General features: G+C 58.6%; 18 protein-coding genes. 10 read left to right on the forward strand and 8 right to left on the reverse strand.

The genetic code is table 11. The annotated features are described in order from the left end of the window. Position 1: 1 nt before the first annotated feature. The 3 genes from ACLM45_RS13955 to ACLM45_RS13965 form a co-directional block, all read right to left on the reverse strand. Positions 2-1,009, reverse strand: a complete 1,008-nt coding sequence (locus ACLM45_RS13955) for a hypothetical protein (protein ID WP_415409872.1) — start codon at positions 1,007-1,009, stop codon at positions 2-4. A gap of 87 nt (positions 1,010-1,096) precedes the next feature. Then, complete coding sequence (locus ACLM45_RS13960) at positions 1,097-1,507, reverse strand: hypothetical protein (protein ID WP_415409874.1); 411 nt, start codon at positions 1,505-1,507, stop codon at positions 1,097-1,099. Positions 1,508-1,704: 197 nt separating this feature from the next. Continuing rightward, positions 1,705-2,205 (reverse strand): CRR6 family NdhI maturation factor, encoded by a 501-nt coding sequence (locus ACLM45_RS13965; RefSeq protein ID WP_415409875.1) that lies wholly within the window; start codon positions 2,203-2,205, stop codon positions 1,705-1,707. A 78-nt stretch (positions 2,206-2,283) separates the two neighbouring features. Here ACLM45_RS13965 and psaM point away from each other — a divergent pair, with 78 nt between their 5' ends. The 3 genes from psaM to ACLM45_RS13980 all read left to right on the forward strand — a co-directional run bounded on the left by psaM (position 2,284) and on the right by ACLM45_RS13980 (position 3,810). Further along, positions 2,284-2,388 (forward strand): photosystem I reaction center subunit XII, encoded by a 105-nt coding sequence (psaM, locus tag ACLM45_RS13970; protein ID WP_006043638.1) that lies wholly within the window; start codon positions 2,284-2,286, stop codon positions 2,386-2,388. Between the two features lie 61 nt (positions 2,389-2,449). After that, positions 2,450-2,791: a hypothetical protein gene (locus ACLM45_RS13975; protein WP_006043639.1), complete on the forward strand. Its 342-nt coding sequence runs from the start codon at positions 2,450-2,452 to the stop codon at positions 2,789-2,791. Between the two features lie 68 nt (positions 2,792-2,859). Beyond that, positions 2,860-3,810 carry a protochlorophyllide reductase gene (locus ACLM45_RS13980; RefSeq protein ID WP_415409877.1) on the forward strand — a complete coding sequence of 317 codons (951 nt, stop codon included), beginning with the start codon at positions 2,860-2,862 and terminating at the stop codon, positions 3,808-3,810. On the opposite strand, the gene bchL is transcribed toward ACLM45_RS13980, so the two are convergent. From bchL to ACLM45_RS13995, 3 genes are all read right to left on the reverse strand, one after another. Next, a complete protein-coding gene (gene bchL, locus ACLM45_RS13985; RefSeq protein WP_006043641.1) occupies positions 3,811-4,701 on the reverse strand; it encodes a ferredoxin:protochlorophyllide reductase (ATP-dependent) iron-sulfur ATP-binding protein in 891 nt (296 codons plus the stop codon). It lies immediately after the preceding gene. Positions 4,702-4,852: 151 nt separating this feature from the next. After that, positions 4,853-6,439: a ferredoxin:protochlorophyllide reductase (ATP-dependent) subunit B gene (locus ACLM45_RS13990; RefSeq protein ID WP_415409879.1), complete on the reverse strand. Its 1,587-nt coding sequence runs from the start codon at positions 6,437-6,439 to the stop codon at positions 4,853-4,855. 4 nt (positions 6,440-6,443) lie between these two features. After that, positions 6,444-7,718: a ferredoxin:protochlorophyllide reductase (ATP-dependent) subunit N gene (locus ACLM45_RS13995; protein WP_038005550.1), complete on the reverse strand. Its 1,275-nt coding sequence runs from the start codon at positions 7,716-7,718 to the stop codon at positions 6,444-6,446. Positions 7,719-7,855: 137 nt separating this feature from the next. Between ACLM45_RS13995 and ACLM45_RS14000 the strand changes: the two genes are divergently transcribed. Continuing rightward, the gene (locus tag ACLM45_RS14000; protein WP_415409881.1) at positions 7,856-8,329 is read left to right on the forward strand and encodes a hypothetical protein; all 474 of its coding nucleotides are present in this window, start codon (positions 7,856-7,858) and stop codon (positions 8,327-8,329) included. A 14-nt stretch (positions 8,330-8,343) separates the two neighbouring features. On the opposite strand, the gene ACLM45_RS14005 is transcribed toward ACLM45_RS14000, so the two are convergent. Continuing rightward, entirely contained in the window at positions 8,344-8,751 is a 408-nt protein-coding gene (locus ACLM45_RS14005; RefSeq protein WP_415409882.1) for a hypothetical protein, read from the reverse strand. A gap of 95 nt (positions 8,752-8,846) precedes the next feature. Between ACLM45_RS14005 and ACLM45_RS14010 the strand changes: the two genes are divergently transcribed. Further along, complete coding sequence (locus ACLM45_RS14010; RefSeq protein ID WP_006043647.1) at positions 8,847-9,632, forward strand: BMC domain-containing protein; 786 nt, start codon at positions 8,847-8,849, stop codon at positions 9,630-9,632. A 2-nt stretch (positions 9,633-9,634) separates the two neighbouring features. On the opposite strand, the gene ACLM45_RS14015 is transcribed toward ACLM45_RS14010, so the two are convergent. Beyond that, entirely contained in the window at positions 9,635-10,237 is a 603-nt protein-coding gene (locus tag ACLM45_RS14015) for a non-canonical purine NTP pyrophosphatase (RefSeq protein ID WP_415409884.1), read from the reverse strand. 267 nt (positions 10,238-10,504) lie between these two features. Between ACLM45_RS14015 and ACLM45_RS14020 the strand changes: the two genes are divergently transcribed. The 5 genes from ACLM45_RS14020 to ACLM45_RS14040 all read left to right on the forward strand — a co-directional run bounded on the left by ACLM45_RS14020 (position 10,505) and on the right by ACLM45_RS14040 (position 16,916). Continuing rightward, complete coding sequence (locus tag ACLM45_RS14020; RefSeq protein ID WP_006043649.1) at positions 10,505-10,816, forward strand: BMC domain-containing protein; 312 nt, start codon at positions 10,505-10,507, stop codon at positions 10,814-10,816. A gap of 71 nt (positions 10,817-10,887) precedes the next feature. Further along, on the forward strand, positions 10,888-12,303 hold the full coding sequence (locus tag ACLM45_RS14025) for a form I ribulose bisphosphate carboxylase large subunit (protein WP_006043650.1): 1,416 nt from the start codon (positions 10,888-10,890) through the stop codon (positions 12,301-12,303). Between the two features lie 59 nt (positions 12,304-12,362). Beyond that, complete coding sequence (locus ACLM45_RS14030; protein WP_006043651.1) at positions 12,363-12,704, forward strand: ribulose bisphosphate carboxylase small subunit; 342 nt, start codon at positions 12,363-12,365, stop codon at positions 12,702-12,704. 101 nt (positions 12,705-12,805) lie between these two features. Further along, entirely contained in the window at positions 12,806-15,160 is a 2,355-nt protein-coding gene (locus tag ACLM45_RS14035; protein ID WP_415409886.1) for a CsoS2 family carboxysome shell protein, read from the forward strand. A gap of 7 nt (positions 15,161-15,167) precedes the next feature. Next, positions 15,168-16,916 carry a carboxysome shell carbonic anhydrase gene (locus ACLM45_RS14040; protein WP_415409887.1) on the forward strand — a complete coding sequence of 583 codons (1,749 nt, stop codon included), beginning with the start codon at positions 15,168-15,170 and terminating at the stop codon, positions 16,914-16,916. Positions 16,917-16,918: the final 2 nt, after the last annotated feature.

The following is a 16,918-nucleotide window of genomic DNA, read 5'->3' on the forward strand; positions in this document are numbered from 1 at the left end:
CTCAGCCCCCAGTCCATGCGATAAGCGGCTGGAGGCCGAGAGCGATCACAAGGCTGACAATCACGCCGATGAACGCTTTCCAGAGATCACTGCCGATGATCTTGCCGAGATTGCCTCCAGACCGATTGGTGAACACGTATTCGAATTCCTGTTCTTTGATGCGTAGGGCGATCTCACGTCCACCGAGCAGACCCAGGAAGACCCATGTTGTGCTTAATGGGAAGCTGCTCAGAAATGCCTTGTACAACAGGCAAAGCCCGAACATGAAATCAATCACCGTGGCTGAACGCAGATCAGCGGTGTTTGTTTTCGAGCGAAGTACACCCTGAATTGGACCACCTCCGATGGCCACGAGCACGCAAAGACCAATGCAGAGAATGGCGGTGCAGATCAGCATCGGGAATAACCCGAGATTGCGTGGCAGAAAGACGAAAATGTTGGCGAGATCTTGAACCATCCACATGCTCCAGAGGAAGCCGGTGGAGAACCACTGCAGGCCATACCAAACCTTGTTGAAATCCTTGCCCTCCTGGGTACGCCGGAAGACCCAACGCTCCAGCAGCCACAGACCAAGCCCCCAGGCCGCCAGACCGAGACAGAACGCCAAGAAATAACCGGAGAGAGAGCTTTCGAGAAGTTTGGGGATGTTCTTGGGAACAAACGCTGAAAGCACCAGGAAGGATGTACTCACGGGTGCACCCCAGGCGGTGAGGCCCAGCACCGCAAGCGGAGGAATGATGTAAACCCAGGTGAAGTTTTCAGGAGTCGGGAATTTTGCCAGCCGTCCCCAGGCCGGGTCGCCGCCGTTAATGGACCAGCCGAGCATCAGCACGAAGATCGTGACCATGCAGATGAAGATCATCTGCACCACCTTGGGAGTGCGTTTTTTGTTGGATGAAATGTAAGTGCCCAGTGTCTGAAGCGAATCGTTCGCCATCACTGAATAGGCAGCTAACAAAAAGCCAATAATCATCCAGATGTTGGCGTCCATCGATCCAAGGAATTCCATCCGTTTTTAGGGACCGTTCTGGGGTGCTGGTGTGATGCGTACAACACGTGGATTGTTCGCAAATTGCGTGCTGTCTTCTTTCGAGAATTAGTTCAACACGGTTAGTGATTGGATCTGGGACATTTTTGCCCAGCTTGCGAGGGCCTCCAGTGAGGTGCGATCTGGAAGACAGACGCAGCCACTGCCGGGGTTACAACCATGGATGCCCAAGCCGGAGCGGGTTGTTTCGAAGCGTGGCGTCAGGGTGAACCAGATGTCGTCTCCCCAGGCTTCAGGTAGACCCAAGGAGTAGTTGCCCGCAGGCAAAGGGGCTCCATTGCCGGGAGACCAGCGGCGATCAAGTGATTGGCTGGAAGCAAACCCGCTCACGGCCTCCCAGCTGGCCAGAAGTCGATCGTCTTGATGAAGCTCCAGTATCCAGAGGCGTTCTCCATCCTGACGTTCGCGTTCAGTGCGTCGAGCCGACAAAGAGAGAGGAGCTTGGCTCAGATTGGCCATAAGTTCTGGCGTTGGGCCGAGCTGCCCCGGTGGCGGAGGTTCCTGTGGCTGTGATTCTGATATTGCTGCAGGGATAGAGGCTCGCGCTGGTGCTGGGGATGTGAGGGCTTGTTCTGGTGGCGACCGCCTCCAGCAGCCCTGGAGAAGAACCCCCGCCAGCATTAGGCAGCACCATTGATACCTGGCTCTTCTCGGGGTCATCGCGACTGGTCCAGCAGCTCCCAGAAGCCCCCATCCAACTCGAAGCCGAGGCTCGCAGCCATTAAGGAGAGATTGCCGCGTTGGTGTCCAGGAATCCCTGCATCTGCCCCATGCTGATCCAGAACCATCAGTCGGTGAGTGATCCAGAGCTCAAGGGCCTGAGGGTCGAAGCGGATTCCATCGCTCGGGCGAAAATCATGGGGAACGAGCATGGCCACATGCTGAACGAGGCAGCCCTTCGGGCGATCCAGCAGGAGTGGTAGCCAGGGATATTTGGCGTCAGCTCTTAAAGCCCAAAGTCTGGGTTCTGCACATTCACTCAGCTCCCGAGGATCTTCTGCCGGACGGGGCCATTCATAACTCAACTCGAGAACAGCTCCGTCGTTCAACAGCTTGGTCATGGGCTTGTCCATCCAGCTGTCTAGGGCCCTCAGATCCAGTCGTTGAATCGCATCTGCGCCAATGGTCAGCGAAGACTGATGGCATCCGGCTTCCATAAAGGTGTGACAGGCCTTTGCGAATGATGGCGCTCGAAGGGGGCTTGGCGAAAGAATGCAAGGGTTTCGAGGTTCGTCATGGTCAGCTCCATCACCCAGGCTGAAATCTTCATCGCTCTCGTGGTCGCTGCCCATGCAGGGGTGCTCGCTGTGCGTTTGTGCGTCAGCCTCTACCGAGCCTGAGCGGTCGATGACCCCTGCATGATCCCCTTGGCACGGTGTTATCCCTGCGTTACAAGCGGGCATGCGAAAAGCTGTTTCAGAACCGACCGACGCAGCCACTCTGGCTGCGCTCCTTCAACGGCAAAATGACCGCAGAGAGAAGTTTTGCAGCTCTCTCGCGTTGTCAGTGAAACTCGGACTCATGCTACTGGGCGTCGTGAGTTTGATTCGCCTTTCCATGGCTTACCAAGAGCGACTCGAACGGCATGGCGAGATGGCTGCTGTCGTTGATGTAGAGACATCCAAGCTCGAAAACCTACAGCGGCGCTTTGACGCGTTTTTCACTCTGGGCGGTGATGATCGCCTGATGGATGAACAGGATCAGTGGATCGCACCGAACCGCCTGAGAGTGATCTGGCGCTGAGTTTCGTGATCTCAGGACGAGTGATGCAGCATTGAAGGGCAGACTGACTTCCTTCCAAGGGGTTTGAGATGACGACGCCCGGCACTGTTCTGATCACCGGCACCACATCCGGCGTGGGCCTGAATGCCACGCGTGCGTTGGTGAATCGAGGTTGGACGGTCATCACCGCCAACCGCAGCTCTGAGCGGGCCGCGGCGGCTGCCGATGCGCTGGACCTTCCTAAGGAGAGGCTTCAGCACGTGGTAATGGATCTCGGTGATCTCGATAGCGTGCGTCTGGGGGTTGATGCTCTTCCTGATCGCTTGGATGCTGTGGTCTGCAATGCAGCGGTGTACAAACCCAAGTTGAAGCAGCCAGAGCGTTCACCTCAGGGGTATGAAATCTCAATGGCCACGAACCACCTTGGTCATTTCCTTCTGGTACAGCTGCTGTTGGGTCGCCTGCAGAACTCCAGTCACCCCTCAAGGCGGGTCGTGATCCTTGGCACCGTCACGGCCAACTCCAAGGAACTAGGCGGCAAAATCCCCATTCCCGCTCCTGCTGATCTGGGAGATCTATCCGGTTTCGAGGCCGGTTTCAAAGACCCCATTGCGATGGCCAGTGGCAAGCCTTTCAAGCCCGGCAAGGCTTATAAAGACAGCAAGCTCTGCAACATGATCACCACGCAGGAGTTGCATCGCCGCTTGCACGCGGACATGGGAATCACCTTCACGTCGCTCTACCCCGGTTGCGTGGCGGATACTCCGCTGTTCCGCAACACACCCAAGGCCTTCCAGACAATTTTTCCCTGGTTCCAGAAGAACATTACTGGCGGCTATGTCTCTCAAGCGTTGGCGGGAGAACGGGTTGCCGACGTTGTCGCCAATCCCGACTTCACCGAATCGGGCGTGCACTGGAGCTGGGGCAACCGGCAGAAGAAAGATGGGCAGCAATTCAGCCAGGAGCTGTCAGATAAGGCCACCGACCCAGACACCGCTCGACGGGTCTGGGAACTGTCGATGCAGCTGGTGGGACTCTGATCAGTCGAAGCCGAGCAGGTCGAAGATCTCTCGGTCCTTCAGCGATGTGGCTTCGAGGGGCTGCACGTTCTCGAGCATGTTCTGCGCCAGACGCAGATATTCCTGGCGAACGGCCTGAACTCCCTCATCTGCATCATCCATTTCAAAAATGGTGCACTTCTTGAGACGCGACCGTCGAATGGCGTCGACATCTTTGAAGTGCGCCATCGTGCGCAGGCCCGTGCGCTCGTTGAATTTGTCGATCTGATCAGTGTCAGCTGAGCGGTTGGCCACGACTCCCCCGAGCCGCACCTTGTAGTTCTTGGCTTTGGCCTGAATCGCCTGAACGATCCGGTTCATCGCGAAGATCGAATCGAAATCGTTGGCGGTGACTATGAGGCAGTAATTGGCGTGCTGCAGGGGGGCGGCGAAGCCACCGCAGACCACATCGCCGAGCACATCGAAGATCACCACATCGGTGTCTTCCAGCAGGTGATGTTCCTTCAGCAACTTCACCGTCTGGCCGGTGACGTAACCGCCGCAACCGGTACCTGCGGGCGGTCCTCCGCTTTCCACACATTTCACTCCGTTGAAGCCTGTGAAAACGAAGTCCTCTGGACGCAGTTCCTCGCTGTGGAAGTCCACTTCCTCAAGGATGTCAATGACCGTCGGCACCATCTTGTGGGTCAGCGTGAAGGTGCTGTCGTGCTTGGGATCGCAGCCGATCTGAAGCACCCGCTTGCCAAGCTTGGAAAACGCGGCCGAGAGATTGGAGGAGGTGGTGGACTTGCCGATGCCGCCCTTGCCGTAAACGGCGATGACCAGGGTTTCCTCTTCGATGTTCAGCGAGGGGTCCTGATGGACCTGAACACTGCCGTCGCCATCAACAGGACGCTTCAGGGTCGTGGTCATGCAGCGACCTTTGCACAATGGATCAATGTCATTCAACAGCAGCGGATGTGTTCTGTCTGTGATTCAGCGGGAAATGAAAGATCTGCTTTCAGAAGCTTTAGCTTCACTGTTGATTATTGGTTGATTGGGTTAAATAATTGAGTGGAAATGCTCATGCTTTGTAGTGGGCTTTGGCGTCATAGAGCGTTTCGCTGCTGATTTGCTTGCATCCCACCTCCTTGGCATACGACTCGGCATTGCGGCGAACTTTCCCACGCACAAAGAAGGGAATCTTCTTCAGTTCGGCTTCGCCATCGGCGGTCCAAACCAGTTGGCTGGATGAGGCCTCGTGATGGCTGTCAATTTCGTTTGAGACCTCTGTTCCGTTCTCAGCTTCCGCACCTCCTTGGTGACCCAAATGACTTTGGTGCCCATCCACAAACTCGAAGTCGTGGCGGAACATGCCGATCAGGTGCTCCTCCAGGCCCATCATTAATGGGTGGACCCAGGCATCGAAGATCACATTCGCGCCTTCCCAGCCCATCTGAGGGCTGTGGCGTGCGGGAACATCCTGAACATGCATCGGGGTGCTGATCACGGCGCAAGGAATCCCAAGCCGTTTAGCGCTGTGCCGTTCCATCTGGGTACCCAGGACGAGTTCGGGAGCCGCTTCGGCCATGGCTGCCTCGACCGCCAGATAGTCATCGCAGATCAGGGCCTCAAGACCCAGCCTTTTGGCAGCGGCACGAACAGGTCTGGCCATTTCCCGGCTGTAGGTACCCAGCCCCACCACGGTGAATCCAAGTTCTTCGCTGCAGATCCTTGCTGCGGCAATGGCGTGGGTGCCGTCGCCGAAGATGAAGACCCGCTTTCCTGTGAGATAAGTGGAATCGACAGACTCGGAATACCAGGGCATGCGGGATCGCTGGTATCCCTCTGCAGCCTCCGGGGGGGCCATCCCAAGCAGGGCATGTACCTCCACAAGAAAGTCGTGGGTTGCCCCCATTCCGATCGGCACCGTTTTGCTGAAAGGGATTCCGAAGTTGCGTTCCAGCCAGCTGCAGCTGGATTCAGCCACTTCCGGATAGAGGCACACATTCAAGTCAGCCTGGGGCAGGCGAAGAATGTCCTTCACCCCTGCACTCAGCGGCGCGACAACGCCAACGTCGATGCCGTGAAGTGATAGCAGTCGCTGGATTTCAAGAACATCGTCTCGACAACGGAAACCAAGCAGGGACGGCCCGAGCAGATTCACCCGTGGGCGACGCCCTTCCTGCTTCCAGGCTTTCACGTCATGGTTCGGCTGCGGCGGGACGGTTTGTTTCAGCAGCCCTCGCACCAGTTGGTAGAAGGTCTCAGCAGCTCCCCAGTTCTCTTTCTTGCTGTAAGCGGGCAGCTCCAGGGTGACCACGGGCATCGGTAATCCCATTCCCTGCGCCAGAGCACCGGGCTGGTCTTGGATCAGTTCGGCCGTGCAGCTTTCTCCCACAAGCAGAGCATCGGGTTGAAAACGATCGGCTGCTTCTTGCACGTGCCGCTTGACCAGTTCTGCGGTGTCGCCTCCCAGATCTCTGGCCTGAAAGGTGGTGTAGGTCACCGGTGGTCGTTGCCCGCGACGTTCGATCATCGTGAACAGAAGATCGGCGTAGGTGTCGCCCTGCGGTGCATGAAGCACGTAGTGAACCCCTTGCATTGAGGCGGCGATGCGCATGGCACCCACATGGGGGGGGCCTTCGTAAGTCCAGAGCGTCAGTTCCATCGAATCAAGCGTGAACGGGGTGATCGGAGGGCGTTGGGTGCAGAGCCGGGTGGATCAGTTGGCGTCTGTGCAGTGGGCGTGAAAACAGTTCTGCAAGATCGCCGGCCTGGTCGATGCCGTGGATCGGACTGAACACCAGTTCGATCGACCATTTGGTTGTGATCCCCTCCGCTTCCAGGGGGTTGGCGAGTCCCATCCCACATACCACCAGATCCGGGCGGCCGGCGCGCACGCGATCCAGCTGCCGTTCCACGTGCTGCCCCTCCACAACGGTTGTCCCATCAGGAAGCAGGGCCAGTTCTTCGACCATTTGTTCGCGATTGAGATAAGGAACGCCCACCTCAACCAGCTCCATACCGCATTCCCTGTGCAAAAAGCGGGCCAATGGAAGTTCAAGTTGGGATTCCGGCAGCAGGAAGATGCGCTTTCCAGCCAGCACCTCACGATGGGGGGCGAGGGCGATCCGGGCCCGTGCTTCGAGAGGATCCAGAACTTCTCGGACGCTGGCTTCCGGACACTGGAAGTTGGCTGCGGCAGCTTCCATCCAGCGTCGGCTGCCCTCGGCGCCTAGAGGGAACGGGGCTTTGAGCACCGTGGCGCCTCGGTCACGCAGCAACCGTGCGGTTTCGGTGAGGAAGGGCTGCGTCAGCAGCACCGTGGTACCGGGCCCCACCGGTGGCAGCTCAGAGGACTGGCGCGGCGGGAGACTGCGCACGGTCTCGATGCCGAGTTTCGAGAAGAGGTGGATCAGGCGATCCTCCACGGCATCAGCCAAGGTGCCCACCAGGAGAAGCTGGCGGGCGTCGCTGGCCGGCAGCAGAGGCACGAGTGCAGCCAGGGCTCCGTCTTCCCCCTGGGTGAAGGTTGTTTCGATGCCGCTTCCCGAATAATTCACAACCCGGACGCGCCCCTGGAGCTCTTCGTTGAGGCGTTCGGCGGCTCGGGCGAGATCCAGCTTGATGACTTCGCTTGGACAAGATCCCACCAAGAAAAGGGTGCGGATTTCTGGGCGCCGTTTTAAGAGTTCCCGGGCAACCCGGTCGAGCTCGTCGTGGGCATCAGCCAGACCAGCAAGATCACGCTCGCTGAGAATGGCGGTGCCGAATCGAGGCTCGGCAAAGATCATCACGCCGGCGGCGCTCTGGATCAGGTGCGCGCAGGTGCGAGATCCCACCACGAGGAAGAAGGCATCGGGCATGCGGCGGTGCAGCCACACGATCGACGTCAGGCCGCAGAACACCTCCCGAGGCCCGGATTCCTTGAGAAGATTGGCGCTCATTTCGCCTGCGTCCACAGATCCTGTTCTCACCATGGCGCTGGAATCCCAAAAGGGGCCAACTGCCTGAAACTCTTTGGGATCGTGACGGTTCGAATCTGGAAATCTGACTACATTTCAACCGATGATCGGACGAATCCATGTCCTCGCTGCGCGTTCTCTCGGCGGCCCTAGCCCTTGGCCTGGCACTTGCGGCCTGCCAGTCCGCCGAGAAGAAAGCGGCCATGGATGAAGTGAAGGTGGCGCGAGGTGTTGAGGCGGTTTGTGCTGCTCAGGCGGATGTTGATGACGCCGTGGTCGCGGTCAACGCGCTTACAGCTGAATCCACCGTTGCCGAGGCCGAGAAAGCAGGCGAAAAGCTCAACAACGCACTGTCCGCACTGAACAAGGCTGAAGATCAGCTGGTGAAGGCAGAGGTGAAGGAGTACCGCGATCAGGTTGAAATCTTCCGTCAGGCCGTCAATGACGTCAGCAAGAACAAAAATCTCACCCTTGCCGAAGCTGCCGATCAGTTGAAGGGCAAGGCTGCACCTGTGGTGGCCGCACGCGCACAGCTGGCTGCGACCTCCGTTTGTGTGGCTGTGGAAGATGACTCCATGAAGGATCCCTCCTAAATGCGATTCGTCGTTCAGAGGCGACGGCGGAAGCGGTCATCGGCATAGCTTCCGCCCGATCTCTCGTCAGAAACTTCGATTTTCGTGAGCCGCCAGACATTGCGGCTCACGCGCCTGGCGCACAGCCCACCGCGCTCTACCTGCTCGGTGCCAGGCCTGGCACCGAGCAGGAAACCCACTTCCGCAGTACTCAGTGGTGCTCCGGTCTCCAGAGCCAATGCGGTGAGCTCCAGCCGTTGCCGCAGTTGATGCAGGGTCTGGGCTTTGTTTTCGTTTTGGGATGGCAACCAAGGCAGTTCGGCGTGTCCTTCTCGGTCCAAACGCTGCATCAGGCCATAGCTCACCAGTCCGAGCGCCTGTTCGGCATTCAGTTCAGTGGCTGGATTTCCATCGTTCAGGCGGGGCTCCTGTGTCGAGGTCATCGGTCTTGATGCATGTGGGCTGAAGGTATCGGCTGGCTTCAGCGGCGCAAGCGCACAGCCCTTGCGCACAGTCGGCTTCCGGTAAGATCCGCGCCATGAATCGTTTCGCCGGCTTCGATGCCAGGGAGCGGCGCGTCGGCGGCAGCGCCCTCGTTACCGGTACGGAAGTCCATCCTTCCGCGAGTGGAGCCAGCTGCGTTGTTACCACTGATTCCGAATCGTCACGCTTTACCCGCCGAAACAGCCATGTGCAGTCGATCGAACTGCGCACGCATGTCTTCATTGACTCCCTCCAGCCCCAACTAGCGGCGTATATGGGGTCTGTCAGCCAAGGTTTTCTTCCGATCCCAGGAGATGCCTGTCTCTGGATGGAAGTGTCACCGGGAATGGCCGTTCATCGTGTTACTGATATTGCCCTGAAGGCCAGCAATGTGCGGCTCGGACAGATGGTGGTGGAGCGGGCTTTCGGCTCCATGGCCTTGTATCACCGCGATCAGAGCACAGTGCTTCACTCCGGAGATGTGGTTCTCGAGGCGATCGGCAGCTCCATCGACCAGCGCAGTCCGGCTGAGGTGAGCTGGACTGAGGTGATTCGTGCGATTACACCTGACCATGCGGTGCTGATTAATCGGCAAAATCGACGGGGCTCGATGATTGAGGCGGGGATGAGCATGTTCATCCTCGAAACGGAACCAGCTGGTTACGTGCTGATCGCAGCCAATGAAGCCGAGAAGGCTTCCAACATCACATTGGTGGATGTGAAAGCGGTGGGTGCATTCGGACGTCTCACCCTGGCGGGGCGAGAAGGTGATGTTGAAGAGGCCGCTGCCGCCGCCATGCGAGCCATCGACTTGGTGAATCGACGTTCAACACTGCGCTGACTTCAGTCCAAATTGAGGCGTCTACGCAGGCCTTGAGCCAAATTGCGTGCGGCTTTTCCGCGACTGCCCAGCCTCGAGAGCTGGGAGGCGTTGAGTTGGCCGTAACTGCAGCCTGCTTCACGAACCCAGAACAGGGATTCAATCCCTCCACCCGGATAGGCAGGGGTATGGAGCAATTCACCCCAGCAGAACCCTTCAGCTTCCTCATCACAGCTCCCCTCCGGTGAGCAGAGCACCATGGCGCTGCGAAAGCATGCGCTTCGGTAGGGAATGTCGGCCATCGCCGCTTGAAGGCGTTCCAGCTTGTCGTGGTCCGATGCGGCGAACCTTGCCGTGAAGAGCCCAGGAGCACCGTCAAGAGCGTCGACTTCCAAGCCGGAATCGTCGGCAAGCGCCCAGCACCCTGTTCGCAGAGCGGCGGCGCGAGCTTTCAGGCGAGCATTTTCGAGATAAGTGCTTCCTGTTTCCTCCACATCAAGATCCGCAGGCTGGCGGCTCACGTCCACGTTGATCGGACCGAGCATGGCTTCAATCTCCGCCACTTTGTGTGGATTGCCACTGGCGATGATCAGCCTGCGCAAAGAACCCCCTTTGAAGCATTCCATTGTGTGGGATTAACGGGGCAACCAACCCCCTCTTGAGGCATGTTTTTTTGTAAACAAAGACTTTTGCCGTCGTCGGCAACCCAATGTGTTCAGGTGCTCACGCGATACACCAGCAGCTGTTCCCATCAGTCATAGAAAGGCTGATCAGTGAAGCTTATGAAGTTCACTATGGACAGTGATCTCCAGAATTCTCCAGATCGCTTGACGGCCAGGCCTTTGGCAGAGCAGGCTCAGCGGCGAACATTCCACCCCCTTTCCCGGTAGGCAATGGCTAACGAAACCATGGGCATCGCCCTCGGCATGATCGAGACCCGCGGTCTGGTCCCCGCCATCGAGGCAGCTGATGCCATGACCAAGGCTGCCGAAGTGCGCCTGATCGGTCGTGAGTTCGTCGGCGGCGGCTACGTCACCGTTCTGGTGCGCGGCGAAACCGGCGCTGTGAACGCTGCTGTGCGTGCTGGCGCCGATGCTTGCGAACGTGTCGGCGACGGCCTGGTCGCTGCTCACATCATTGCCCGCCCCCACCGCGAAGTAGAGCCTGCTCTGGGCAACGGCAACTTCATCGGTCAGAAGGACTGAGATCTTCCGCTGAGCCTCAGATGAGGCACGCGAACGTCTCAACCTCTTCACCGACCTAACGGAGATTTCCCATGAGCAAGAAGTACGACGCTGGGGTCAAGGAGTACAGGGATACCTACTGGACTCCTGATTACGTCCCCCTCGACACCGACCTGCTGGCCTGCTTCAAGTGCACCGGCCAAGACGGTGTGCCCAAGGAAGAAGTTGCCGCTGCTGTGGCTGCTGAATCCTCCACCGGCACCTGGTCCACTGTGTGGTCCGAGCTCCTCACCGATCTCGACTTCTATAAAGGCCGTTGCTACCGCATCGAAGACGTCCCTGGTGACAAGGAGTCTTTCTATGCATTCATCGCATACCCCCTCGACCTGTTCGAAGAGGGTTCCATCACCAACGTTCTGACCTCCCTGGTCGGCAACGTGTTCGGTTTCAAGGCTCTTCGCCACCTGCGCCTGGAAGACATCCGCTTCCCGATGGCGTTCATCAAGAGCTGCTACGGCCCGCCGAACGGCATCCAGGTCGAGCGCGACCGGATGAACAAGTACGGGCGTCCCCTGCTGGGTTGCACCATCAAGCCGAAGCTCGGCTTGAGCGGTAAGAACTACGGCCGTGTTGTCTATGAGTGCCTGCGCGGTGGTCTGGACTTCACCAAAGACGACGAGAACATCAACTCCCAGCCCTTCCAGCGTTGGCAGAACCGCTTCGAATTCGTTGCGGAAGCCATCAAGCTGTCCGAGCAGGAGACCGGAGAGCGCAAGGGTCACTACCTCAACGTGACCGCCAACACTCCCGAAGAGATGTACGAGCGCGCTGAGTTCGCCAAGGAACTCGGCATGCCGATCATCATGCACGACTTCATCACCGGTGGCTTCACGGCCAACACCGGTTTGTCGAAGTGGTGCCGCAAGAACGGCATGTTGCTGCACATCCACCGCGCCATGCACGCGGTGATCGATCGTCACCCCAAGCACGGCATCCACTTCCGCGTTCTGGCCAAGTGTCTGCGTCTGTCCGGTGGTGACCAGCTCCACACCGGCACCGTGGTCGGAAAGCTGGAAGGTGATCGTCAGACCACCCTCGGCTACATCGACCAGCTGCGCGAATCCTTCGTGCCCGAAGACCGCAGCCGCGGCAACTTCTTCGATCAGGACTGGGGTTCCATGCCTGGCGTGTTCGCCGTTGCTTCCGGCGGTATCCACGTGTGGCACATGCCTGCCCTGGTCACCATCTTCGGCGACGACTCCGTTCTGCAGTTCGGTGGTGGTACCCACGGTCACCCCTGGGGTTCCGCTGCAGGTGCTGCGGCCAATCGCGTGGCCCTCGAGGCCTGCGTCAAGGCCCGCAACGCCGGCCGTCATCTCGAGAAAGAGAGCCGCGACATCCTCATGGAAGCCGGCAAGCACAGCCCTGAGCTGGCGATCGCCCTCGAGACCTGGAAGGAGATCAAGTTCGAGTTCGACACCGTCGACAAGCTCGACGTTCAGAACTGATCGTTTCTACGGCCGGTTGATGCAACCGGCCCAACCCTTTTTTTACAACCAGGATCCCCATGCCTTTCCAGAGCACCGTGGGTGACTATCAAACAGTCGCCACCCTGGAGACCTTCGGCTTTCTCCCGCCGATGACCCAGGACGAGATCTACGACCAGATCGCGTACATCATTGCCCAGGGTTGGAGCCCGCTCGTCGAGCACGTCCACCCCAGCAACTCCATGGCCACGTACTGGTCCTATTGGAAGCTCCCCTTCTTCGGTGAGAAGGACCTCAACGTTGTTGTGAGTGAGCTCGAGGCTTGCCATCGCGCTTACCCCGACCACCACGTTCGCATCGTCGGTTACGACGCTTACACCCAGAGCCAGGGTGCCTGCTTCGTGGTTTTCGAAGGACGCTGATCCTTCGAACCTTTGGTTCCGAGCCCTGAACTCCTCAGGGCTCCAGTTTTTTCAGGAGGGGCAGGTGCCCCTCCACTTCACGACGACACCCTCGGGCGGACATGGCAAGACTTTCCAGTCGCGAACTCGCACTCGAGCGCCGCAAGGCGCTGACCACCTCCGGTAAGAAGTCCTCTGTGGCTGCAAGAGATGGTGCCAATCGCGTGCGCACTGCCGCCGACGCACGTCCCACCCGTACGGAGGCTGCTGCCGCTGTTGAGCCCACTGCTCCAGCTGTTGCCGCTCCCGTGAAACCCAAGGTGTCGTTTACACCGGCGTCCCCTTCCCGCAGTTCTCAGGTGAAGCCTCAGCGTCATCCCAGCCGGGATCTAGTGCTGGCCCGTCGTGAGGCACTGTCGCGCCGCGGTAAGACCGCTGACACCAGCCGCGATCGCAGCCGAGCAGATGTCGCCCGTCAAACCAAAGCGGCTGCACCAGCTGAATCCACCAAGAGCTGTGGCTGCGGTGGCAAGCGTGCTGCTGAGAAGACTGCACTGACTTCACTGAGTGCATCGGCACCCAAGCTGTCCGCTCGCACGGAGCGTCGTTCAGCGACGCCAAAGCGTCGCGCTATCGAGAACCCGAGTCGTGCTCTTGTGCTCGCTCGACGAGACGCCATGTCGAAGCATGGCAAAACCGCAGGTAAACAGCCCACTAGTGCTGCGGCTGTGGCTCGCCAGGCCAATCCAGACCTCACCAGCCGAGAGCTCGCTCAGCAGGTGCGCGAGCTGCGCACGAAGGCCGGTGCCCGCAACAAGCAAAGCGCCGGTGTGACCCGGCCCACTGGCCCGAACCGTCACGGTGCCAAACAGGCTGCTGCTGCCGATGCGCATTGGAAGGTGGGTGAAAGCACCACCACCTCAGGCCAGACCGTCACAGGCACGCAAGCCAACCGTTCGGTCAAGACCACTGGCAACGAAGCCAGCACTTGCCGTTCGATCACGGGTACCGAATATCTGGGCGCTGAGGTGTTCCAGACGTTCTGCCAGCAGGCACCTGAGCCCACCACCCCAGCCAAGGTGCGAGTGTCTGCCACCAGTCATGGCAACCGGGTCACCGGTAACGAGGTTGGTCGCTCCGACAAAGTCACCGGTGATGAGCCCGGGACTTGCAAAAACGTAACGGGTACTGAATACATCTCGGCCAACCAGTCCGCTGCCTACTGCGGTAGCTCGCAGGTTTCACCTCGAAAGGTGGGCCATAGCCTCACCCAGCAAGGGCGTCCTGTCAGTGGGGTGATGGTGGGCCGCTCCTCCAGTGTCACCGGTGATGAGGCTGGTGCTGGCCGCAGTCTCACCGGTGATCAATACCTCGGGTCTGATCCCCTCCCTGAAGGTCGTCCTGCCGCCAAAGTTGGCCTGTCGGGAACTCTCTCCGGCACAGGTGTCACCGGCACCATGGTGGGCCGGTCCTCTCAGGTGACAGGCGATGAGTTCGGCTCATGCCATCGCGTGACTGGCGATCAATACATCAGTGCAGAACAGGTGAATGCCTTCTGCGGCAGCAAGCCTGAGCCTGAAGCTGCCAAAGTCGGCTTCAGCATCACCAACCGCAACCAGGTGGTGAGCGGCACCCGCACCGGTCGTTCGGAGCGTGTGACTGGCGATGAGCCCGGCAGTTGCCAGGCTGTCACCGGCACCCCCTATGCAGGTCTTGAGCAGGCCGGCCAACACTGTGGTACTCCAGCTGTGCAGGCCATTCGCGAACGCACCCCTGTGCGTCTCGGTACGCCGTCTGCAGCTATGACCGGTATTCAGCCCGGTGTGGGTGGTGTGATGACGGGCGACGAAAAAGGTGCCTGCGAAGCTGTCACCGGTACTCCCTATGTGGGCGCAGACCAGCTTGCCCAGGCCTGTGGTGATGAATCTCCCGCAGGTACAGAGACCCACGGTCAATCCCCCGAGGGTGCAGCCTGGACTCGCTTCAGCGTGATGTCCCCTGCCCGCGCCGCCCAGCAACAGCGCGATGCCCAGGGTGCTGTCACTGGAACTTCTTACGAGCAGGGCAACCGCATCACCGGCCCTTTTGACATGGCCGGTGGCAAGGTCACCGGCACCGAGCAGTTCCGCTTCGACAATCGCGAATTCCAGCGTCGTCATTTTCAAGCCACTCCGCCAGTGGTTGAGGCTCCGGTGACCATGGATGAGGATCTACGTCAGGTCTCCCGGGTCACCGGTGAAGGTTCAGCGAGGAAAGTGACTGGTGATGACTGGGACCGTGGTGAGCACGTCACCGGCACCGAGGGAGCTTCCGCCCGTCGGCGCAATCCCAGCCGCACCGGATCGATGGGTGCGATGCCACCTTTCGAGCGCAAGCGCAATCAAGAAACCGACTGGCCTGTCAGTCGCGTTACAGGTTCCAGCGGCAATACCGACAAGGGATCTCTGATCACAGTGTCTGGCGGCGCACGGGGTTGAGGATCTGATGGTTCGCTCCATGCCTCTCCGCGGCGGGCGACCTCAGGCGCCCACGGCTCCGACGCGGCGTCAACTGTTTTCTCAGGATGACCAACCGTCATCATCTCCAGGGTCTTCCATTCCGTTAACCCGATCCGAGACGCGTTCTTCAGCGCTGCAACGCCGACAAGCGTTGACCACCGCTGGTAAGGCTGCTGTTCTTAACTCTGGTTCAGTCGCTGCTGGGCGAGTTCGCACTCAGCAAGACCGTCCCCGACCTTCAACCCAGCAGCCTGGCTGGGTCAAGAAGGTCTCTCAGCCATCGCGTTCGACTGTCAATCTCAGCCGCTCGTCTCTTCCATGGACCGTTGATCTTCACCCCCTGACGGATCAACAGCAGAACCGTGATCTTCAGGCTTATGAGACTGAGATCAAAGGACGATTTGATCGGATTGTTCCTGTGCTCAAGCAGGTGGCGGTCCTGCAGCATGAGCCAGATTTCCTTTCGCAGGCCCAACGTCTGGCTCGAGCCGAACTGGGATTTGATCTGCCGGATCACATTCTTGAAAAGTCCTGGGTCCGTCCCCTGGATATGCGAGCGTTGTTCGCCTGGTGTGTTTTTCAATCTCACCAGCAGTTCAGCGATCACTTCTTTCAGGAGGATCCTCTGAAGAGCGCTGTGGGGAGTTCAAATGCTCAGGCATTTGATTCATTTCTCCTCGAGTGTGGATTCCATTTACTGGATGTCACTCCCTGTGCTGATGGTCGGCTAGCGCACACCATTGCTTATGCCCTGCGCATTCCTTTCAGCTCTGTTCGCCGACGTTCCCACGCTGGTGCGATGTTCGATATTGAGAACACTGTCAATCGCTGGGTAAAGACCGAACATCGACGTTTCCGAGAGCAGATTCCGAATGAAGCTCATGCTTCAACGCGTTATCTGAAAATGGTGGCGTATCACTTCAGCTCAGTTGATCCTCTCCATCAGGGATGTGCAGCGCATGGAAGTGACGATGGTTTAGCGGCATCGTCCGGGCTTCGTCGCCTACTTGATTTCAGAGAGGCTGTTGAAAATAGTTTTTGCTGCGGAGCGTCTGTTGATTTACTTCTGATCGGTTTAGACACCGATACGGATGCGATCCGTGTCCATGTTCCCGATCAGCAGGGTGAGATCCGTGTTGACCAATGGTTATGTGCCAGGGCGCTGTACGACAGCACGGTGTCCTTGACATCAGAGCAGGCGCATGAAGCTGTGGAAGCTGCTGTCACTACGCATGTTGCAGCGGCTCCTGATCCGGGCATGGTGCGTTTTGTTTCACAGCTTCTGGTTAATAACTTTTCTCAGCAGGACTATGTCCGTGCTTTGCACCGCGGCCCCTATCCCGACGCAGGTCATGCCGAACGATTCATTGGTGTTGGTATTGGATTCAAGGAGGTTCACCTTCGCAATCTCACGTATTTTGCTCACCTTGATACGGTTGAACAGGGAGCTCCTGATCTGGATGTGGGAGTGAAGATCTTCAAAGGTCTGAATGTATCCCGTGATCTTCCGATTCCAGTTGTGGTGCGTTTTGACTATTCAGGAAAGGTTCCAGGTGCCCGTGATCGAGCGATTGCTGATTGTCATCGCATCCAGTCGGCGATCAACGATCGTTATGAACCTTTGGTGAGTCAGGGACTGCTTCATACGCTGCTCACCATCCGCGACCGCGATCAACCTCATTCCGCCGTTGTCGTTGGTTCAACACTCGATCCCGTTCAACAGGAGGCTCACTGATC

Source organism: Synechococcus sp. A10-1-5-9 (genome assembly GCF_047716785.1).
GTDB lineage: Bacteria > Cyanobacteriota > Cyanobacteriia > PCC-6307 > Cyanobiaceae > Synechococcus_C.